Genomic DNA, 16,419 nt, shown 5'->3' with positions numbered 1-16,419 from the left:
CCCGTGCTCGGGCGTACGAACGCCCAACGAGGGGAAAACCTTTCGGTTGACCGGGAGGCCGGCGGCTCACACGATCGTGTGGCGCCAGCCGTGCGGGTCCTCGGCCTTGCCGGTCTGGATGTCGACGAGGGCCCGGCGCAGCTCCATCGTGATGGGGCCGGCCGTGCCGTCGCCGACCGTCCAGGACGCGTCGGCGGACTTCACCGAGCCGACCGGGGTGATGACGGCCGCAGTGCCGCAGGCGAACACCTCGGTGATCGTGCCGTCGGCGTTGCCCTGCCGCCAGTCGTCGACGGAGATCTTGCCCTCCTCGACGGTGTAGCCGCGGTCCGCGGCGAGTTGGAGGAGCGAGTCTCGGGTGATGCCGGGGAGCAACGAACCCGTGAGAGACGGCGTGAGGATGGTGGCGCCGGGCCCGGACCCCCGGACGAAGTACAGGTTCATGCCGCCCATTTCCTCGATCCAGCGGCGCTCGTTGGCGTCCAGCCAGACGACCTGGTCGCAGCCCTGCTCGGCGGCCTGTGCCTGCGCGATGAGCGAAGCCGCGTAGTTCCCGGCGCACTTGGCCGCGCCGGTGCCGCCGGGTGCGGCGCGCACGTACTCCTTCGACAGCCACACCGAGACCGGCTTGACCCCGCCCGGGAAGTAGCCCTCGACAGGGCAGGCCAGCACCATGAACCGGAAAGCGTTGGACGGCCGCACGCCCAGCCCGACCTCGGTCGCGAACATGAACGGCCGCAGGTAGAGGCTCTGTTCCTGCTCCGAAGGCACCCACGACTGGTCCTGGCGCACCAGCGTGTCGACGGCCTCGACGAACATCTCCTGCGGCAGTTCCGGCATCGCCAGCCGGCGGGCCGACGCCTGGAAGCGGGCCGCGTTGGCGTACGGGCGGAACGTCGCCACCGAGCCGTCCGGCTGACGGTAGGCCTTGAGCCCCTCGAAGATGGACTGCGCGTAGTGCAGCGTCATCATCGCCGGGTCGACGCTGAACGGCCCGTACGGCGTCAACCTGCCGTCGTGCCACCCGGGTTCCGCGTTCCAGTCGATCGTCACCATGTGCTCGGTGAAGACCCGGCCGAACCCGGGCTTCGCCATCCGCGCGGCCCGCTCGGCGTCCGGGAGCGGCTGGGTCGTGGGCTGCAGGACGAGGGACATGAGGGCCTGCCTTCATCGAGGTTCGCGGCGCCGCGCGCGATACGCCGCGGCACGCCGTGCGGCGGTGGCGCGGTCAGCGTGCCGCGCGGCCGCCTGCCCGCACAAGGGTCGTGCGGAGAACTCGATGAAAGACGCAAGGACTTGAAGGCTCAGCTTGGAATGACGTGAATACTTTGCGCGCCGGCCCTCGAAACTCCGGCCCGTTCCCGGGCCCCGCGGCCGATGCCGGGCCGCGGAGCGCCGGGCGGGTTGGACGCGCTGTGCGCCTTACGCGATTGCCTGTTCGAAGGGCTGCGTCACATGACGGTGATGTTCGCGGCCTGCCGCCCCTTGGGGCCCTCCACGATCTCGAAGCTCACCTTGGCGTTCTCGTCCAAGGTCCGGAACCCGGTGGACTTGATGGCCGAGTGATGGGCCATGACGTCTCCGCTTCCGTCGTCGGGGTTGATGAACCCGTAGCCCTTCTCCGCGTCGAACCATTTCACGGTGCCGGTCGCCATGAGCGCGTCCTTCCTGCCGGGGACTTGTCGTCCGTCGGGCTGGAGGAACACGAATGTGCCGCCTCCGCCCGCCGGAACACCGGCGAGCATAGGCGGATATGGCAGGGCGAATAACCGCCAAACGGGCTCTTCGGGAGACCCCGATCTCAGTCGGTGGGAGCAGCGGCGTCCGGGCCCGGCAGCGGCGCACCGTCGAAGCGGTCGAAGGTGACGAACTCCTCCACCTTGCGCCGGGTCAGCTTGCGAGGGTGGCGTTCCGGGACGCCGATGGCCAGCAGGGCGGCGACCGCGTACGGCTGGGGGAGGCCCAGCAGTTCCTTGACCTCCGGTTCGCGGCGGCACAGGAAGGTGGTCAGGACGCCGCCGAGGCCCGCGTCGCGCGCGGAGAGCAGGACGTTCTGGGCGAACGGGTAGACGGACCCGCCGCCCACGATGCTGTGCCGCGGCTGGTCCCGGTCGGTCACCGCGAGCTGGCGCAGGTCGACGGCGAGGACCGCGAGCACCGGCGCACGCTCCAGCTGTTCGATGAAGCGGTTCCTCGGGGCCGGCCGGGTGAAGTCGACGTCGTCCGGGACGCCGTGCATGCGCCCGTCCTCGCCGGGCGCGAACGGGACCCGCCCCGCGTCGACGTACGCCTGGTACTCCTCCCAGCCCGCCCGCGACAGCTCGCTCAGCCGCCGCCGCACGTCCGCCGAACGGGCGATGACCACGTGCCAGCCCTGCCGGTTCCCGCCGCTCGGGGCGAAGCGGGCGTTGTCGAACACGCGTGCCAGCGTCGCGTCCGGGACCGGCTCGTCCGTGAACCGCCGCACCGCACCGGTGGTCCGTACTACGTCGCTGAACTCCATCGCGCCTGTCCTCTCGATCGGTTGGCCGCGCCTAGTCTGGTACACGCAGGTCACCGACCCGAGGAGGACGCGATGCCGCAGCCGGAGGGCCCCGAACTCGAAAGCGTCCGCGCGCGCCGCGTCGAGCTGCGCGAGCAGTACGTGCGCGAGGCCGACGCGCGCCCCACGCCGCCGACGCGCGGCATCCACCACGCCGCGTTCATCTGCCGCGACGTCGAGGAGACCATCCGCTTCTACCAGGAGCTGCTCGGCTTCCCGCTCGTCGAGCTGGTGGAGAACCGCGACTACGCCGGGTCCAGCCACTTCTTCTTCGACCTGGGCAACGGCAACCTGCTCGGCTTCTTCGACTTCCCGGGCCATCCGCACCCGGCGTTCGACGAGACGATCGGCGGCATCCAGCACCTCGCCCTGTCCGTGGACGCGGAGTCCTTCACGCGGCTGAAAAGCGTCCTCGACGAGGCCGGGATCGAGTACCTGGGCCCCGACCGCGGTGTCGACGACAGCCTCTACATCCAGGACCCGAACGGCCTGCGCGTGGAGTTCTACCGGGAGCGGCTCGGCGTGTTCCTCGGGGAGCGGCTCACGGACGCCTGAGGGCCGGCCCGCTCACGGAGCCCCGATCGCCGCCTCCACCGCGGCCACGTAGCGCGCCACCCCGCCCTCGACCCGGGTCAGGAACAGGTTCGGCTCGATCAGCTCCAGCTCCATCACGACCGGCGCGCCGTCGTCCGCGAGGGCGACGTCGACGCGGGCGTACAGCAGCGGCTCGTCGGCGCCCGGGACGATCGCCTTGAGTGCCGAGAGCGCCGCGTCAGCCAGGGCCAGTTCGGCGTCGCCCGGCGTGTGCGGGACGGGGTTCGGGTGGGCGTCCCGCTGGTTGTCTATGCGGCCGGTGTCGGTGAGGACCGGCCCCTTGCGCATCGCGTGGCTGAACCGGCCGCCGAGGAACACCAGCGCGCGCTCGCCGTCGACGATCCGCGGCAGGTACGGCTGCACCATGGCCGTCGCGCCCTCGGCGTGCAGGAACCGCACGTGCTCCTCGGCCGCCGCGCGCTGCGCCACCGTGTAGCGCGCGCTGTTGCGACCGCCGACGGACACGGACGGCTTGACCACGATCTCGCCGTCGGCCGGCAGCACCACGGGCTCGCCCGGCGCGAGGTAGCCGGTCGGGACGATCGGCACGCCGTGCGCCTCGAGCTGGGCGAGGTACGTCTTGTCGGTGTTCCAGCGCACGACGGCGGCCGGGTTGTGCAGAACGGTCGTGGCGGCGGCGACATCCAGCCACGCCCGGAACTCGCTGAGCCGTTCGGTGTACTCCCACGTCGACCGGATGAGCACCGCGTCGACGCCCGGCCAGGCGTAGGCCGGGTCGTCCCACGCGACGGCCTCCGCGTCGTACCCGTGGTCGCGCAGCGCCGCGACCAGCACGGGCAGTTCCTCGTCGTGCGCCTGGCCGAACCCGTCCGTGGCCACCGCCACCCGCCGCCGTGCTGTGTCCGTCATGGGGCCTGACCTCCCGCGTTCCGGTGTGGTTAACGATCGCTCACGTTATCGAGCGAGGGCCCACACGATCCATCCCGTTTGCGCGGAATGGGCGTGGAGCGGCGGCGGGATGGGGCCGTCCGGGGGCGAAACGATCACCGTGCGGCGTGGGTTCGTGAGGATCTGGTGACCCGTCAGTAACTTGAGGGAGTCGGTGTCTTCCGGGCCGGGAGCGGCCGCTGCTACAACCTGTGATGCCTGTCACCTACGGGGAGGTTGTATGCGCGTTTCACGTGCACGGCAGTCGTTCGTGTCCGCACTGCTCACCGCCCTTCTCGTCGCCCTCGGCGTCGTGCTCGCGGCACCGCCCGCGCACGCCGCGACCGGCGGCTACGTGGCCCTGGGCGACTCGTACTCCGCCGGCGTCGGCGCCGGCAGCTACGACAGCGCCAGCGGCAGCTGCAAGCGCAGCACCAAGGCCTACCCGGTGCTGTGGGCCAACTCCCACGCGCCGTCGTCGTTCTCGTTCGTCGCCTGCTCGGGCGCCCGCACCGGGGACGTGCTCAACAACCAGCTCGGCCCGCTCAACGGGTCGACCTCGCTGGTCAGCATCACCATCGGCGGCAACGACGCCGGCTTCGCGAGCGTGATGCAGACCTGCGTGCTCAACGGGCACACGGCGTGCGCGAACGCGGTCGCCCAGGCCCGTTCGTTCGCCGACAACCAGCTGCCCGGCCTGCTCGACAACGTGTACGCCCAGATCCACAGCCGGGCGCCCAACGCCCATGTGGTCGTGCTCGGTTACTCCCGCCTGTACAAGATCGGCGGCTCGTGCTGGTTCGGCATCGGCGACACCGACCGCGCGCTGCTCAACGGCGCGGCCGACGAGCTGGACCTGGTGATCTCCAAGCGGGCCGCGAACGCCGGGTTCAGCTTCGGCGACGTGCGCACGACGTTCACCGGACACGAGATCTGCTCCGGCTCGGAATGGCTGCACAGCACCACGCTGCCCATCGACGAGTCGTACCACCCGACCGCGACCGGCCAGTCGAAGGGCTACCTGCCGGTCTTCACCGCGGCGGCCTGATCCGGTAGGCATGACCTACTGAGCGGTCGTCAGAACCAACGCCCGGCCCCGGACCTCGCCGTCCGGGGCCGCGCGGCGTCACGGAACGCGGAGGCAGGCCCATGGACATCACGGACAAGGTCGCGGTCGTCACGGGCGCGGCGGGCGGCATCGGCGCCGCCATCGCCCAGCGGCTCCTCGAACACGGCGCGGGCGGCGTCCTGCTGACCGACCTGGACGCCGCACGCCTGGACGCGACGGGCAAGCAGCTCGCCGAAGCACACCCCGGCCGCGTCCTGGCCCGCGCCGCCGACGCCGCCTCCACCGCCGACCTCACCGCGCTGCTCGCCGACGCCGAAGCCGAACTCGGCGCGGTCGACCTGTACTTCGCCAACGCCGGCGTCGCCAACGGGGCCGGCCTCGACGCCCCCGAGGCCGAATGGGCGACCGCGCTCGAGGTCAACGTCATGGCCCACGTGCGCGCCGCCAAGCTGCTGGTGCCGGGCTGGCTGGAGCGCGGCGCGGGCTATTTCTTCAGCACCGCCTCGGCGGCCGGGCTGCTGACGCAGATCGGCTCGCCGACGTACTCGGTCAGCAAACACGGCGCGGTGGCCTTCGCCGAATGGCTGGCCGTGACGTACGGCTCCCGCGGCATCCGCGTCAGCTGCCTGTGCCCGCAGGCCGTCGAGACCGAACTGCTCATGGCCGGCACCCGCTCCGACGACCCGGTGCAACGGGCGAGCGCCCGCGCCGTGTTGGACGCGGGCGACCTGCTCCAACCGCTCGACGTGGCGGACCGTGTCGTCGAAGCGCTCGGCACCGAGCGGTTCCTGGTCCTGCCGCACCCCCAGGTCCTCGAGTTCTACCGGCGCAAGGGCGCCGACTACGACCGGTGGATCCGGGGGATGCAGCGCTACCAGGACGCGGTCTCCGGCGGCGCGTGACGGGCCGTCAACGCATAACGGCCCGTCAGCGCGCGACGTCCCGTCAGTGCGCCAGCCGCACCAGCATCTTGCCGGTGTTCGCGCCGCGCATCATCGCCGAGAAGGCCTCGACCGCGTGGTCGATGCCGTCGACGACCGTCTCGTCCGCGATCAGGCTGCCGTCCTTGAGCCACGCGGAGGCCGTCGCGACGTACTCGCCGAACAGGTTGAGGTGGTCGCCGACGAGCATGCCCCGCAGCGTGAGGCGCCTGCCGATCGCGAGCGGCAGGTTCACCGGACCCGGGACGGGCTCGGTCGCGTTGTAGACCGAGATCGCGCCGATGAGGGCGATGCGGCCGTGCCGGTTCATCGACAGCAGCGCGGCGTCGAGGTGGTCGCCGCCGACGTTGTCGAGGTAGACGTCGACCCCGTCGGGAGCCGCCTCGGCCAACTGCCCCGCGATGTCGCCCTTCCGGTAGTCCAGCGCGACGTCGAAGCCGTAGCGGTCGGTCAGGCGCGCCCCCTTCTCGGGGCCGCCCGCCGAACCGATGACCCTCGACGCGCCCAGCTTGCGCGCGAGCTGTCCGGCGACCGAGCCGACGGCCCCCGCCGCGCCCGACACGAACACCACGTCGCCCTCGCGCACCGGCGCGGTGTCCTTGAGGCTGGCCCACGCTGTCAGGCCGGTCGTCCCGAGCACCCCCAGGTACGCCTGCGGCGGCGCGAGTCCGGGGTCGACCGGCTGCACGGCCCCGGCGTCGAGCAGCGCGTACTCCCGCCACCCGGCGAAGTGCGAGACGGTCGACCCCACCGGGATCCGCGCGCTCTCGGACGCCACCACGGTACCCACCGCGCTGCCCGTCATCGCCTCACCCAGCACGAACGGCGGGATGTACGACTCGCCTTCGTTCATCCGCCCGCGCATGTACGGGTCGACGGACAGGAAGTCGTTGCGCACCAGCACCTGGTCGGGCCCGGGGTCCGGAACGGTCGTGCTGACGAGGGAGAAGTCGGACGGCCGGGGCTCGCCGACGGGGCGGGCGACGAGGTGCCATTCGCGGCTGGTGACAGGCATGAAGGTCCAAGGCTCGTAGGGGTTACGGAGTATGCCGGGTCGCGTCGGCGGCGTCAGCGGGGAACGGCGCGAGCGGTCAGCCGGCCGCGTTCAGGAGCGTGAGCACCTCGGCGGCGAGCGGGCCCGAGGAGGCCGGGTTCTGGCCGGTGACCAGGTTGCGGTCCACCTCGACGTGCGGCGCCCACGGCTCGCCCTCGCGGAAGTCCGCGCCGAGCCCGACGAGGCGGTCCTGCAGCAGCCACTTCGCCTTGTCGGCGAAGCCGGCCTGCGTCTCCTCGGCGTTCGTGAACCCGGTCAGCCGGTAGCCGGCGAACGGCGACGTGCCGTCGGCGTTGCGCGCGGCCAGCAGGGCGGCCGGGCCGTGGCACACGACCGCCAGCGGGCGGCCGGAGGCGAGGGCCTCGGTCAGCACGCGCCCCGAGTCGGCGTCGACGGCGAGGTCCTCCATGGGGCCGTGGCCGCCGGGGTACACGACGGCCGCGTAGTCGTCGACGTCCACCTCGCTCAGCGTGAGCGGTGCGCGCAGGCTCTCGAAGGACGCCAGCGCCTCGGCGATCCGCGCCGCGCCGGCCTCGCCGCCGTTGGCGCCGGCGGACAGGCTCCCGGCGTCGGGCGTCGGCGCCACGCCGCCGGGCGTCGCGACGACCACCTCGTGGCCGGCCGCGGTGAGCGCCTCGTACGGGGTCACGACCTCCTCGGCCCAGAACCCGGTGGGGTGCTTGGTGCCGTCCGCCAGCGTCCAGTAGTCGACACCGGTCATCACGAAGAGGATCTTCGACATTGCTGTTCTCCCAGCCTGAGGCACTTCGACGGTCCCTGACGGCTCCTTCACGGGCCGTCAGCGACGATGCCTCGAAGGTAGGCCGGGTATTCATTGGAATCCAATGAGGAATCCAATGCCTGGTATCGGAATACCAATGGATGCCCGCGAACGCCCGACGCGCCGGGGAACCGGCGACGACCGACACTGGAAGGGCCGTCCCATCGCAGCGGGGGACCGGAGGAGGAGACGATGTCCGCCATCAAGCACTGGACCGTCGACGTGTACCTGACCGAGAAGACCGGCGCCGACGACGTCGAGGACGGCGAGCGGGTGCGCACCCACGCGGAGGCCCACCTGCACACCAGCGACAGCACGAACCCCGACCCCGACACCGCGCTGCGCGGCTGGGGCACGGCCCGCAAGAACCCCGCCGACCGCGACGTCCCGCAGATCGGCGACGAGCTCGCGGCGGCCAGGGCGCTGTCCGACCTCGCGCACAGACTGCTGACCGTGGCGTCCGACGACATCGAGGCGTCCGTGGCCACCCGCTGACGCCGGTCGGGCGGAGCCGCCGGCTCCCGGACGGAGCGCGGCGGCGGTTCCTCCGCGCGTCCGCTACCAGGCGACCGGCAGGGCCACGACGCCCGACGTCAGCTGGTTCTCGGTGAACCGGACCTCCGCGGGCGGGACGGCGAGGCGCAGCCCCGGGAAGCGGCGCGCCAGCTGCCCGAACACGACCGCCAGCTCGATGCGCGCGAGCGGCGCGCCCAGGCAGTAGCGGGCGCCGTACCCGAACGCCACGTGCGGCGCCGCGACGCGCTCCGGGTCGAACAGGTCAGGGGACGCGTACACCGTGCCGTCGTGGTTGGCCGCGAACGTGTCCAGCATGACCAGCTCGCCCGCGCGGATGCGGGTGCCCGCGACCTCCAGATCCGTCTTCGCCCAGCGCGGTATGCCGCCGTTGCCGACCGACGGCGCCCGCATGACCTCCTCCACCACCGCGTCGATGCGGGACGGGTCGGCCACCAGCGACGCCCACTGCCCCGGCGTCGCCAGCAACAGCAGCGCGCCGAAGCCGATCTGCACCACCGTCGTCTCGTGGCCGGCGAAGAGCAGCAGCATCGACATGCGGGCGATCTCGGCGTCGCTCACGCCCTCGGTCGCGCACATCCCCGAGATCACGTCGTCGCCCGGCTCGCGCCGCTTGCGGGCGACCAACTCCAGGCCGTAGCCGTAGAGTTCCGCCAGCCCCTGGAGCGACCGGTCGGCGTCCGCGACATCGCCGACCGCGACGGACCACGCCCGGAACCGCTCGCGGTCCTCGTACGGGACGCCCAGCAGCTCGCAGATCACCAGGATCGGCAGCGGCAGCGCGAGTGCGGCGCACAGGTCGGCGGTCGGGCCCTGCTTCTCCATCGCGTCGAGCAGTTCGGCGGTCAGCTCCTCGACGCGCGCTCGCAGCGCGCGCATCCGCCGCGGCGAGAAGTACGGCTGGAGTAGCCGGCGCATCCGCGTGTGGTCGGCCTTCTCCGTCTCGAACCCGGGCAGGGGCGTGCCGAGCAGCGCCGACTCGCCGGACCGCGGCGCCGTCTCGGGCGCGGGGTGGGTGCGGCCGAGCCGCTCGTCGTCGAGCAGCGCCCGCACGTGCTCGTAGCCGGTGACCAGCCAGGCCTCGTCCCCGACGCGGGTGCGGATCTTGTGCACGTCCCCGGAGTCCCGGAGCCGCCGTTGCTCGGGCGGCGGGCGGAGTGGTTCGGTGATGGCGAACGGCAGTTGTGCGGTCACAGCGGCTCCCCGTCGTCGTTGTATACACACGCGTAAACAACGCTAGCGGGGGGCTCGGAAGTGAATCAAGGGTCAGCGTGGCGCCGCTCGCGGATGCACTGAATGGTGTCAAATGATCGGAAATAGACAGGCCGTCCGGCCGTGAACGGAGGTCCCGGTGGGCTGCGGATGCATTCTCGCCATGGTCGCCGCGCTCTCGCCGCGCCTCGCCCTGGCCCTGGTGTGGATCTTCACCACGTTGGTCGACCGCGCGTTCGACACGTTCATCGTCCCGTTCCTGGGCCTGATCGTGTTCCCGTTCGCCACGCTGATGTACGTCTTCGCCTACCAGCCCGGCCTCGGCGTCACCGGCATCGGCTGGTTCGTCGTCGTCCTCGGCTTCCTCATCGACTTCACGTCGACAGGCCTGTTCGCCCGCAACCGGCGCGACTGACCGGGTCAGGGCCGCAGGCCGGCCGCGACGGCGGCCTCGTCCAGCACCTCGCGGAGCATCGCCGGGGTCAGGCGGCCGGTGAAGGTGTTCTGCTGGCTGACGTGGTAGCAGCCGAACAGCGCAAGGTCCGGGCCCTCGTCGGTGGCGGTCAACGTGGTACGCGCTCCGTGGGCGAACTTCGGGCGCGGCGTGGGGACGTGCCAGCAGGTCGCGGCGAACGCCGGGAGCGCGGCCTGCCATCCGAACCCGCCGAGGACGACGGCGGCGCGCAGCGTCGGGCGGAGCAACCGGAGTTCGTGGACCAGCCACGGGCGGCAGGTGTCGCGCTCCGCCGGGGTCGGTTTGTTGTCCGGCGGGGCGCAATGGACCGGGGCGGTGAACCGTACGCCGTGCAGGGCGAGTCCGTCGTCGCGGCTCACGGTGGTCGGCTGGCTGGCCAGGCCCAGGTCGTACAGCGCCTCGACCAGGACGTCGCCTGAACGGTCGCCGGTGAACATCCGCCCGGTCCGGTTGCCGCCGTGCGCCGCCGGGGCCAGCCCGATGACCAGCACGGCCGCGTCGGCGGGCCCGAAGCCCGCGACCGGGCGCGCCCAGTAGTCCCATTCGGCGTACGCCCGCCGCTTGACCCGCCCGGCCTCCTCCCGCCACGCGACCAGCCGCGGGCAGGCCCGGCAGTCGACGAGCCGGCGGTCGAGCTCGGCCACCGTGGCCGCGCCGGGCGCCTGCCGGGCGGGGGAGTACGCCTTGGCGTCCCCCGGCGTCGGGGTCGATGACCGCTCGGGCGGCGGCGGGTCGCCGGGTGTCGCCATGCGTACCTCGGGATGCCTCGTGGCGGTCGGGACCCTTCGATCCTGCCCCGCCGGGGGCGATCCCGCAGCGCCGGTTCGGTCAGTGCCCGTCGTTCAGCGGCGCGAGGTGCCGCGCTGCGGGGGCTTGATGCGCACCGGCTCCTCGGCGGGCGCGCTCTCCAGGTCGTCCAGCTGGGTGACGATGGTGTCGCGAAGGTCGTCGTAGTCCGCGAAGTAGTGCTCCTCGAACAACGCGTGGCCGCTCCACATGAGGTTGGCGCACACCCGCGCCGGCACCCGGCCGGTCTGCGCGCCCATGCCGACCAGCGCGACCGACCTGATGCTGCCGGGCACTCGCTCGTTCTGCCGGTGCACGGCCTGGAACGCCGCCGCGCAGGCAAGCGCCACGTTCAGGGTCTCGCTGACGTTCTCCGACGAGGACTCCATCGTCGGCGTCGAGATCAGGAAGCGCGGATTGGTCGCGCCGGACGGCACGCACACCGCGCTGCCCACCGGGAGGCCGCTCCCGAACTCCTCGCGGATCGCCCGCTGTACGCGCAGCTGGATGCCCGCGCCGAGGTGCCGCTTGATGGCGGCGTCGACGCCTCCGTCCATGCGGCCGCGGGAGTTGGTCGGGGTGACCCACGCGTCCGCCTTGACGTCCAGGATCGAGCCCTTGCGGATCTCGATCCCGGGCGTTCCCGCGAAGGCCGCGCGCCACGCCGACACCACGCTCGTGTTGATGTCGGTCAGCACTACCTTGAGCGGCTCCTGCGCGCGAACACCGGTCATTGTCCACCCCGTTCGGGAAACGTTTGCTGCGGTCGTCTCCGACTCTATGCGGCCGCACCGACAGGCCCGCCCGTGGCCCCCCGCGACCCGTAGTCGCTTTGTTCCCGCCCCTTTCGAGACTGTCGGAAAGCGCTGCTAGCCTGCGGCCGATTCCACGGTTCCACCGCGAACCCGTCTGCGCCGTACGACATTTCGGAGATTCCGCCACCATGAGCGACGCGAACACCCCCGCCACGCCCGACGCGAACGACCCGCTCGCCCTCGCCGACCTCTTCAAGGGCGGCGGCGAACCGTGGCTTCCGCTGCTCAAGCCGGTGATCGAGGCGCAGACGGACGCGGCCTCGTTCATCGGAGCGAACCGCGGTCCCGAAACCGTCCCGGTCCGCGAACTGACCTTCCAGGCGCTCAAGCCGAATCCGCCGCACAAGTGGAAGGTCGTCATATTCGGGCAGAACCCGTATCCGCGCCCGGAAAGCGCGACGGGAATCGCGATGTTCGACAACACCTTCCACGACTGGAGCGACAGCCAGTTCGGCCGCGTGGTGAGCATCCGCTGCATCATCAAAGCGGCGGCGATGTGGAAGTACGGGATTCCAAAGAAGACCCCGATCGCCGATATCCGGGCGCTGCTCAAAAAGCAGGAGACGGTGCAGCCGCCGGAGTGGTTCCAGGCGATGCTCACGCAGGGCGTCCTGCTGCTCAACGCGTCCCTGACCGCCAGCGCCGACGGCTCGACCCCGACCGACCGGCACACCGCGTTCTGGCGCCCGGTCGCCGAACGCATCGTCGAGGAGATCCTCAAGTCCAAGCAGGACGCCGACGAGGAGGACCGCGGCGTCGTGTTCGCGTGGTGGGGCGCGCACGCACGCAACCTGAAGAAGGTCGTCGAGCGGCTGCAGAAGAAATACCCCGGCGTCGAGGTCCGGCACATAGACCACCCGAACCCCGCGGCGCAGGGCGACATCTTCTGCGACGGCGACCACTTCGCGATGGTCAACGACGCGCTCGCCTCGCTCGGCACCGACCCCGTCGACTGGCTGCCGAGCACCGGCTGGGACAAGGTCCCCGGCGCGAACGGCGGCGCCGACAGCGGGACCGCCGAGCGCATGGGCGCGTTCATCGCGTCCACCATGGAACTCCACCAGCTGTACCTGGACCGCCTCTCCAGCGTCAAGGACGAAGGCCTCGAACTCCCTGACATCACGGGCGTGTTCGACACACCGGTGATGGACTTCACCGAGGCGGTCGCCCCGGTCGCCGCACTCCTGTCCGGCCTCGACCGTTACGTCAAGCGGTCCCACGAGTTCGGCCTGCGCCGCGCGGACGACGCGACCGCGACGCTCTCCGCCGACGCCATCGCCGCCCTGTACCTCTACACGTGCGAGTCGGCGTTCTACCGCGAGATCAACGCCATCCTGCGCTCGCCGGACCGCAGCAAGGTCGTGCCGTACCTCGCCTACCTCCGGCTCCTCTTCGGGGCGGTCTCGGCACTCCCGGCCCGCACCGAGCCGCTGTGGCGGGGCGTCGCGCTCGACCTGCGCGCGCAGTACCCGCTCGGCCGGACCGTGACGTGGTGGGGCGTCTCGTCCTGCACCTCCGAGCTCGGCGTGGCCCGCTCCTTCCTCGGCAGCCGCGGCAAGCGCACCCTCTTCGAGGTCCAGCCGAGGCGCGCGGTCGGCATCCGCAGCTTCTCGGCCTTCACCGACGAGGAGGAGTACGTCCTCCTGCCCGGCACCCAGCTCAAGGTCACCGACGTGAAGACAGAACGCGGCGGCCTGTGCACCGTCAAGCTCGCCGAGCTGGAGGACCAGCCGCTGGTCTCGTAGGGCTGACCCGGCCGCAGCCGCCGGTCCCGAACCTGTCGGGCCCGGCGGCCGCCGCTTTTGCGGGGCCGTTGGACCCGGGTTCTACTGAAAACCGACCCTGCGGTGCCTCGCACCCCGCGAACTACGGCAAGAGCTCGAAAGAGGGAGTGCCATGTCAGAGCACACCTACCGCGTGACCGAGATCGTCGGCTCGTCCCACGAGGGCGTGGACGCCGCGATCCGCAACGCGATCGCCCGCGCCTCGAAGACGCTGCGGCACCTGGACTGGTTCGAGATCACCCAAGTGCGCGGCCAGATCGTCGACGGGCACGTCGAGCACTACCAGGTGGGGCTCAAGGTCGGGTTCCGGCTCGAGGACGAATGACGCCCTGACCGGGTCCGGAAGGCCGGGCGCACGCCCCGTTTGCGGCGGCGCCCGGCCCCTGCTCTAGTCGAGATAGCGGGATTATGTCGATGAGTCGACATGTCTCGCGTTCGGCAGGTGCCAGGAAAGGCGGAGCCATGGACCCCAAAGAGCCGTACCCCACCATGAACGACGACCTGGACGGCGTCTTCAAGCAGCTCGCGCGCAGCGCCTGGCAGGCCGTCCTGATCGCGGGCGTCATCGCGCTGGCCGTCGGCATCATCGTCCTGGCCTGGCCGGAGCCGACGCTGCGCGTCGTCGGCGTGCTGTTCGGCCTGTACCTGCTGATCGCCGGTGTGTTCCAGCTGATCGCCGCGTTCGGCACCCACGCCTCCACGGCGATGCGCGTCATGGCGTTCATCAGCGGAACGCTGTCGATCCTCCTGGGCCTGTTCTGCTTCCGCGGCACCACCGAGTCGATCTTCCTGCTCGCCATCTGGATCGGTATCGGCTGGCTGTTCCGCGGCATCACCGGGGTCATGGCCGCGATGTCCGACCGCGCCATGCCGGGCCGCGGCTGGCAGATGTTCCTCTCGATCGTCGAACTGATCGCCGGTGTCGTCCTGCTCGTCGCCCCGCTCGGCTCCATCCGCGTCCTCACCGTCCTGGCCGGCTGCTGGCTCATCGCCGTGGGCCTCGTCGAGATCGTCTCGGCCCTCCGCATGCGCAAGCACGTCAACGAGCTGGAGGACACCGAGTGGTCCGCCAGCGGCTCCGCCACCCGCACGGGCGAACACCACTGACGTTCCGCGGACGCCCGCGCCCCGCGCCACCTGCGCCGGGATGCGGGCGTTCGGCATGTCCGGGCCGGTGCGCGGGCAGGCCCGAGCGCCATCCGTTTCGTCGCATGGGACGAGTCTTGACCGGTCTCGTGCGCGTCCCTACAGTCGCTTTCTACAAATCGGAAGTCGGGTTCCGCATGGTGGAATTCGATACGTCCGTATATCTGCGCAGCGGCGACATCGCCCCCGGTCCCGCGGCACGCGCGCGCTTCTCCGGAAACACCGCAAGGCCGTACGCACAGCCACCCACGGCCGCTCCACACGCAGGGGGCGGCCTCCCCTGTGGAGGCACATCGCATGGGCTGGACACTCCCCGCCAAGCGCACCACCGAGGACCCCGCCGCCGTCGCGGACGCGGTCCACCCCGTCGACGAACTGCTGCCGCCCGGGCGGCTGCTGGCCGGGGCACTGCAGCACGTCGCCACCATGTACGCGGGCGTCGCCGCGCCGCCGCTGATCATCGGCGGGGCGCTCGGTCTCTCCGCCGCCGAGCTGAGCACGCTGCTCGGGGCCAGCCTGCTGATCGCCGGGCTCGCCACCGTCCTGCAGACGATCGGGTTCTGGAAGGTCGGGTCGCGGCTGCCGTTCGTCAACGGCGTCACGTTCGCCGTCGTGTCGCCGATCCTGGCCGTGGTCGCGTCCAAGGGCGACGCGACGCTGCCGGTCGTGTTCGGGTCGACGATCATCGCGGGCGTCTTCTGCTTCGTCCTCGCGCCGGTGTTCTGCCGGCTCGTCAGGTTCTTCCCGCCGGTGGTCAGCGGGACGGTGATCACGCTCATCGGCGTGTCGCTGCTGCCGGTCGCCGGGAACTGGGCGCAGGGCGGCAACTCGCACGCGCCGGGCTACGGTTCGGCGTCCAACCTGGCGCTGGCCGGCATCACGCTGGTGTCGATCCTGCTCCTGCACCAGCTGCTGACCGGGTTCCTGCAGCGCATCGCGATCCTGCTCGGCCTGGTGGTCGGGACGCTCGCGGCGATCCCGTTCGGCAAGGTGCACGGCAGCACGCTGAAGGACCTGCCGGTGTTCGAGGTGCCCAAGCCGTTCGCGTTCGGCGCGCCGGAGTTCGACGCGGCGGTCATCGTGTCGATGCTGGTCGTCATGGTCGTGTGTATGACCGAGTCGACGGCCGACATCATCGCCCTGGGCGAGGTCGTCGACAAGCCGGCCGACGACCGGACGATCGCGGGAGGTCTGCGCGCGGACGGCCTGGCCACCGCCTTCGCGGGCTTCTTCAACGGGTTCGCGTGCACCGCGTTCGCGCAGAACATCGGGCTCGTCGCGCTCACGAAGATCCGCAGCCGGTTCGTCGTCGCGGTGTGCGGGCTGTTCCTGGTGCTGATGGGCCTCATGCCGGTGGTCGGCGGGCTGGTGGCGCTGGTGCCGCAGCCGGTGCTGGGCGGCGCGGGCGTCGTGCTGTTCGGTTCGGTGGCGACGGCGGGCATCCGCACGCTCGGCAAGGCCGACCTGAACGAGGGCGGCAACGCGCTGATCGTCGCGGTCAGCATGGCCTTCGGCGTCTTCCCGATCGCCTACCCGCACTTCTACGACGCGTTCCCGGAGAAGGTCGCCATGATCGCCGACTCGGGCATCTCCGCCGGGTGCGTCGCCGCCGTCGTCCTGAACCTCGCGCTCAACCACTTCGGACGCAAGAGGGTGGGGGAGGACGGCGAGAACGTGGAGGCGGAGGCCCCGGTGGCCGCCCCGCAGGCGGCCGCGGTCTGACCTGCGCGGTGACCGGGCGGGGCCGCCGTAATCCCCGCGGCCCCCCCCCGCACCCCCCGGCCCCCCAATAGACCGA

Annotated in this window: 18 protein-coding genes; 9 read left to right on the top strand and 9 right to left on the bottom strand. The window is 71.4% G+C overall.

What is annotated here, in order from left to right; genetic code table 11:
• Window positions 1–66 precede the first annotated feature (66 nt).
• From QI554_RS05530 to QI554_RS05520, 3 genes are all read right to left on the bottom strand, one after another.
• Entirely contained in the window at window positions 67–1,155 is a 1,089-nt protein-coding gene (locus QI554_RS05530) for a branched-chain amino acid aminotransferase (protein WP_281466471.1), read from the bottom strand.
• Window positions 1,156–1,451: 296 nt separating this feature from the next.
• Window positions 1,452–1,655: a cold-shock protein gene (locus tag QI554_RS05525; protein WP_281466469.1), complete on the bottom strand. Its 204-nt coding sequence runs from the start codon at window positions 1,653–1,655 to the stop codon at window positions 1,452–1,454.
• A gap of 146 nt (window positions 1,656–1,801) precedes the next feature.
• On the bottom strand, window positions 1,802–2,503 hold the full coding sequence (locus QI554_RS05520; protein ID WP_281466467.1) for a nitroreductase family protein: 702 nt from the start codon (window positions 2,501–2,503) through the stop codon (window positions 1,802–1,804).
• A 72-nt stretch (window positions 2,504–2,575) separates the two neighbouring features.
• Here QI554_RS05520 and QI554_RS05515 point away from each other — a divergent pair, with 72 nt between their 5' ends.
• Window positions 2,576–3,097 carry a VOC family protein gene (locus tag QI554_RS05515; protein WP_281466465.1) on the top strand — a complete coding sequence of 174 codons (522 nt, stop codon included), beginning with the start codon at window positions 2,576–2,578 and terminating at the stop codon, window positions 3,095–3,097.
• 12 nt (window positions 3,098–3,109) lie between these two features.
• Here QI554_RS05515 and QI554_RS05510 read toward each other — a convergent pair whose 3' ends face one another.
• The gene (locus QI554_RS05510) at window positions 3,110–4,006 is read right to left on the bottom strand and encodes an ATP-grasp domain-containing protein (protein ID WP_281466463.1); all 897 of its coding nucleotides are present in this window, start codon (window positions 4,004–4,006) and stop codon (window positions 3,110–3,112) included.
• A gap of 259 nt (window positions 4,007–4,265) precedes the next feature.
• Between QI554_RS05510 and QI554_RS05505 the strand changes: the two genes are divergently transcribed.
• Together QI554_RS05505 and QI554_RS05500 are read left to right on the top strand one after the other, a co-directional pair.
• On the top strand, window positions 4,266–5,072 hold the full coding sequence (locus QI554_RS05505) for an SGNH/GDSL hydrolase family protein (RefSeq protein WP_281466461.1): 807 nt from the start codon (window positions 4,266–4,268) through the stop codon (window positions 5,070–5,072).
• A gap of 101 nt (window positions 5,073–5,173) precedes the next feature.
• Complete coding sequence (locus QI554_RS05500) at window positions 5,174–5,995, top strand: SDR family oxidoreductase (protein ID WP_281466459.1); 822 nt, start codon at window positions 5,174–5,176, stop codon at window positions 5,993–5,995.
• A 43-nt stretch (window positions 5,996–6,038) separates the two neighbouring features.
• Here QI554_RS05500 and QI554_RS05495 read toward each other — a convergent pair whose 3' ends face one another.
• Both QI554_RS05495 and QI554_RS05490 read right to left on the bottom strand, forming a co-directional pair.
• Window positions 6,039–7,049, bottom strand: a complete 1,011-nt coding sequence (locus QI554_RS05495; RefSeq protein WP_281466456.1) for an NADP-dependent oxidoreductase — start codon at window positions 7,047–7,049, stop codon at window positions 6,039–6,041.
• A gap of 76 nt (window positions 7,050–7,125) precedes the next feature.
• Complete coding sequence (locus tag QI554_RS05490; RefSeq protein ID WP_281466454.1) at window positions 7,126–7,830, bottom strand: type 1 glutamine amidotransferase domain-containing protein; 705 nt, start codon at window positions 7,828–7,830, stop codon at window positions 7,126–7,128.
• Between the two features lie 231 nt (window positions 7,831–8,061).
• Here QI554_RS05490 and QI554_RS05485 point away from each other — a divergent pair, with 231 nt between their 5' ends.
• Window positions 8,062–8,364 carry a DUF1876 domain-containing protein gene (locus QI554_RS05485; protein WP_281466452.1) on the top strand — a complete coding sequence of 101 codons (303 nt, stop codon included), beginning with the start codon at window positions 8,062–8,064 and terminating at the stop codon, window positions 8,362–8,364.
• Window positions 8,365–8,427: 63 nt separating this feature from the next.
• On the opposite strand, the gene QI554_RS05480 is transcribed toward QI554_RS05485, so the two are convergent.
• On the bottom strand, window positions 8,428–9,597 hold the full coding sequence (locus tag QI554_RS05480) for a cytochrome P450 (protein WP_281466450.1): 1,170 nt from the start codon (window positions 9,595–9,597) through the stop codon (window positions 8,428–8,430).
• A 181-nt stretch (window positions 9,598–9,778) separates the two neighbouring features.
• Between QI554_RS05480 and QI554_RS05475 the strand changes: the two genes are divergently transcribed.
• Window positions 9,779–10,030 carry a hypothetical protein gene (locus tag QI554_RS05475; RefSeq protein ID WP_281466448.1) on the top strand — a complete coding sequence of 84 codons (252 nt, stop codon included), beginning with the start codon at window positions 9,779–9,781 and terminating at the stop codon, window positions 10,028–10,030.
• A gap of 5 nt (window positions 10,031–10,035) precedes the next feature.
• On the opposite strand, the gene QI554_RS05470 is transcribed toward QI554_RS05475, so the two are convergent.
• Window positions 10,036–10,839 carry a uracil-DNA glycosylase gene (locus QI554_RS05470; protein ID WP_281466446.1) on the bottom strand — a complete coding sequence of 268 codons (804 nt, stop codon included), beginning with the start codon at window positions 10,837–10,839 and terminating at the stop codon, window positions 10,036–10,038.
• A 93-nt stretch (window positions 10,840–10,932) separates the two neighbouring features.
• A complete protein-coding gene (locus tag QI554_RS05465; RefSeq protein ID WP_281466444.1) occupies window positions 10,933–11,610 on the bottom strand; it encodes a macro domain-containing protein in 678 nt (225 codons plus the stop codon).
• A 209-nt stretch (window positions 11,611–11,819) separates the two neighbouring features.
• On the opposite strand from QI554_RS05465, the gene QI554_RS05460 reads away from it, so the two are divergent.
• The 4 genes from QI554_RS05460 (at window position 11,820) to QI554_RS05445 (ending at window position 16,343) form a co-directional block, all read left to right on the top strand.
• The gene (locus QI554_RS05460) at window positions 11,820–13,436 is read left to right on the top strand and encodes an ADP-ribosyltransferase domain-containing protein (RefSeq protein WP_281466442.1); all 1,617 of its coding nucleotides are present in this window, start codon (window positions 11,820–11,822) and stop codon (window positions 13,434–13,436) included.
• Window positions 13,437–13,587: 151 nt separating this feature from the next.
• A complete protein-coding gene (locus QI554_RS05455; RefSeq protein ID WP_281466440.1) occupies window positions 13,588–13,800 on the top strand; it encodes a dodecin in 213 nt (70 codons plus the stop codon).
• A gap of 137 nt (window positions 13,801–13,937) precedes the next feature.
• Window positions 13,938–14,582: an HdeD family acid-resistance protein gene (locus tag QI554_RS05450; protein WP_281466439.1), complete on the top strand. Its 645-nt coding sequence runs from the start codon at window positions 13,938–13,940 to the stop codon at window positions 14,580–14,582.
• Window positions 14,583–14,918: 336 nt separating this feature from the next.
• Entirely contained in the window at window positions 14,919–16,343 is a 1,425-nt protein-coding gene (locus tag QI554_RS05445; RefSeq protein ID WP_281466437.1) for a nucleobase:cation symporter-2 family protein, read from the top strand.
• The last annotated feature ends 76 nt before the right edge of the window (window positions 16,344–16,419 follow it).

The sequence above is a fragment of the Yinghuangia seranimata genome (assembly GCF_029953285.1).
In the GTDB taxonomy this organism is placed as follows: domain Bacteria; phylum Actinomycetota; class Actinomycetes; order Streptomycetales; family Streptomycetaceae; genus Yinghuangia; species Yinghuangia seranimata.
This window is presented reverse-complemented; position numbering and strand designations above follow the sequence as displayed.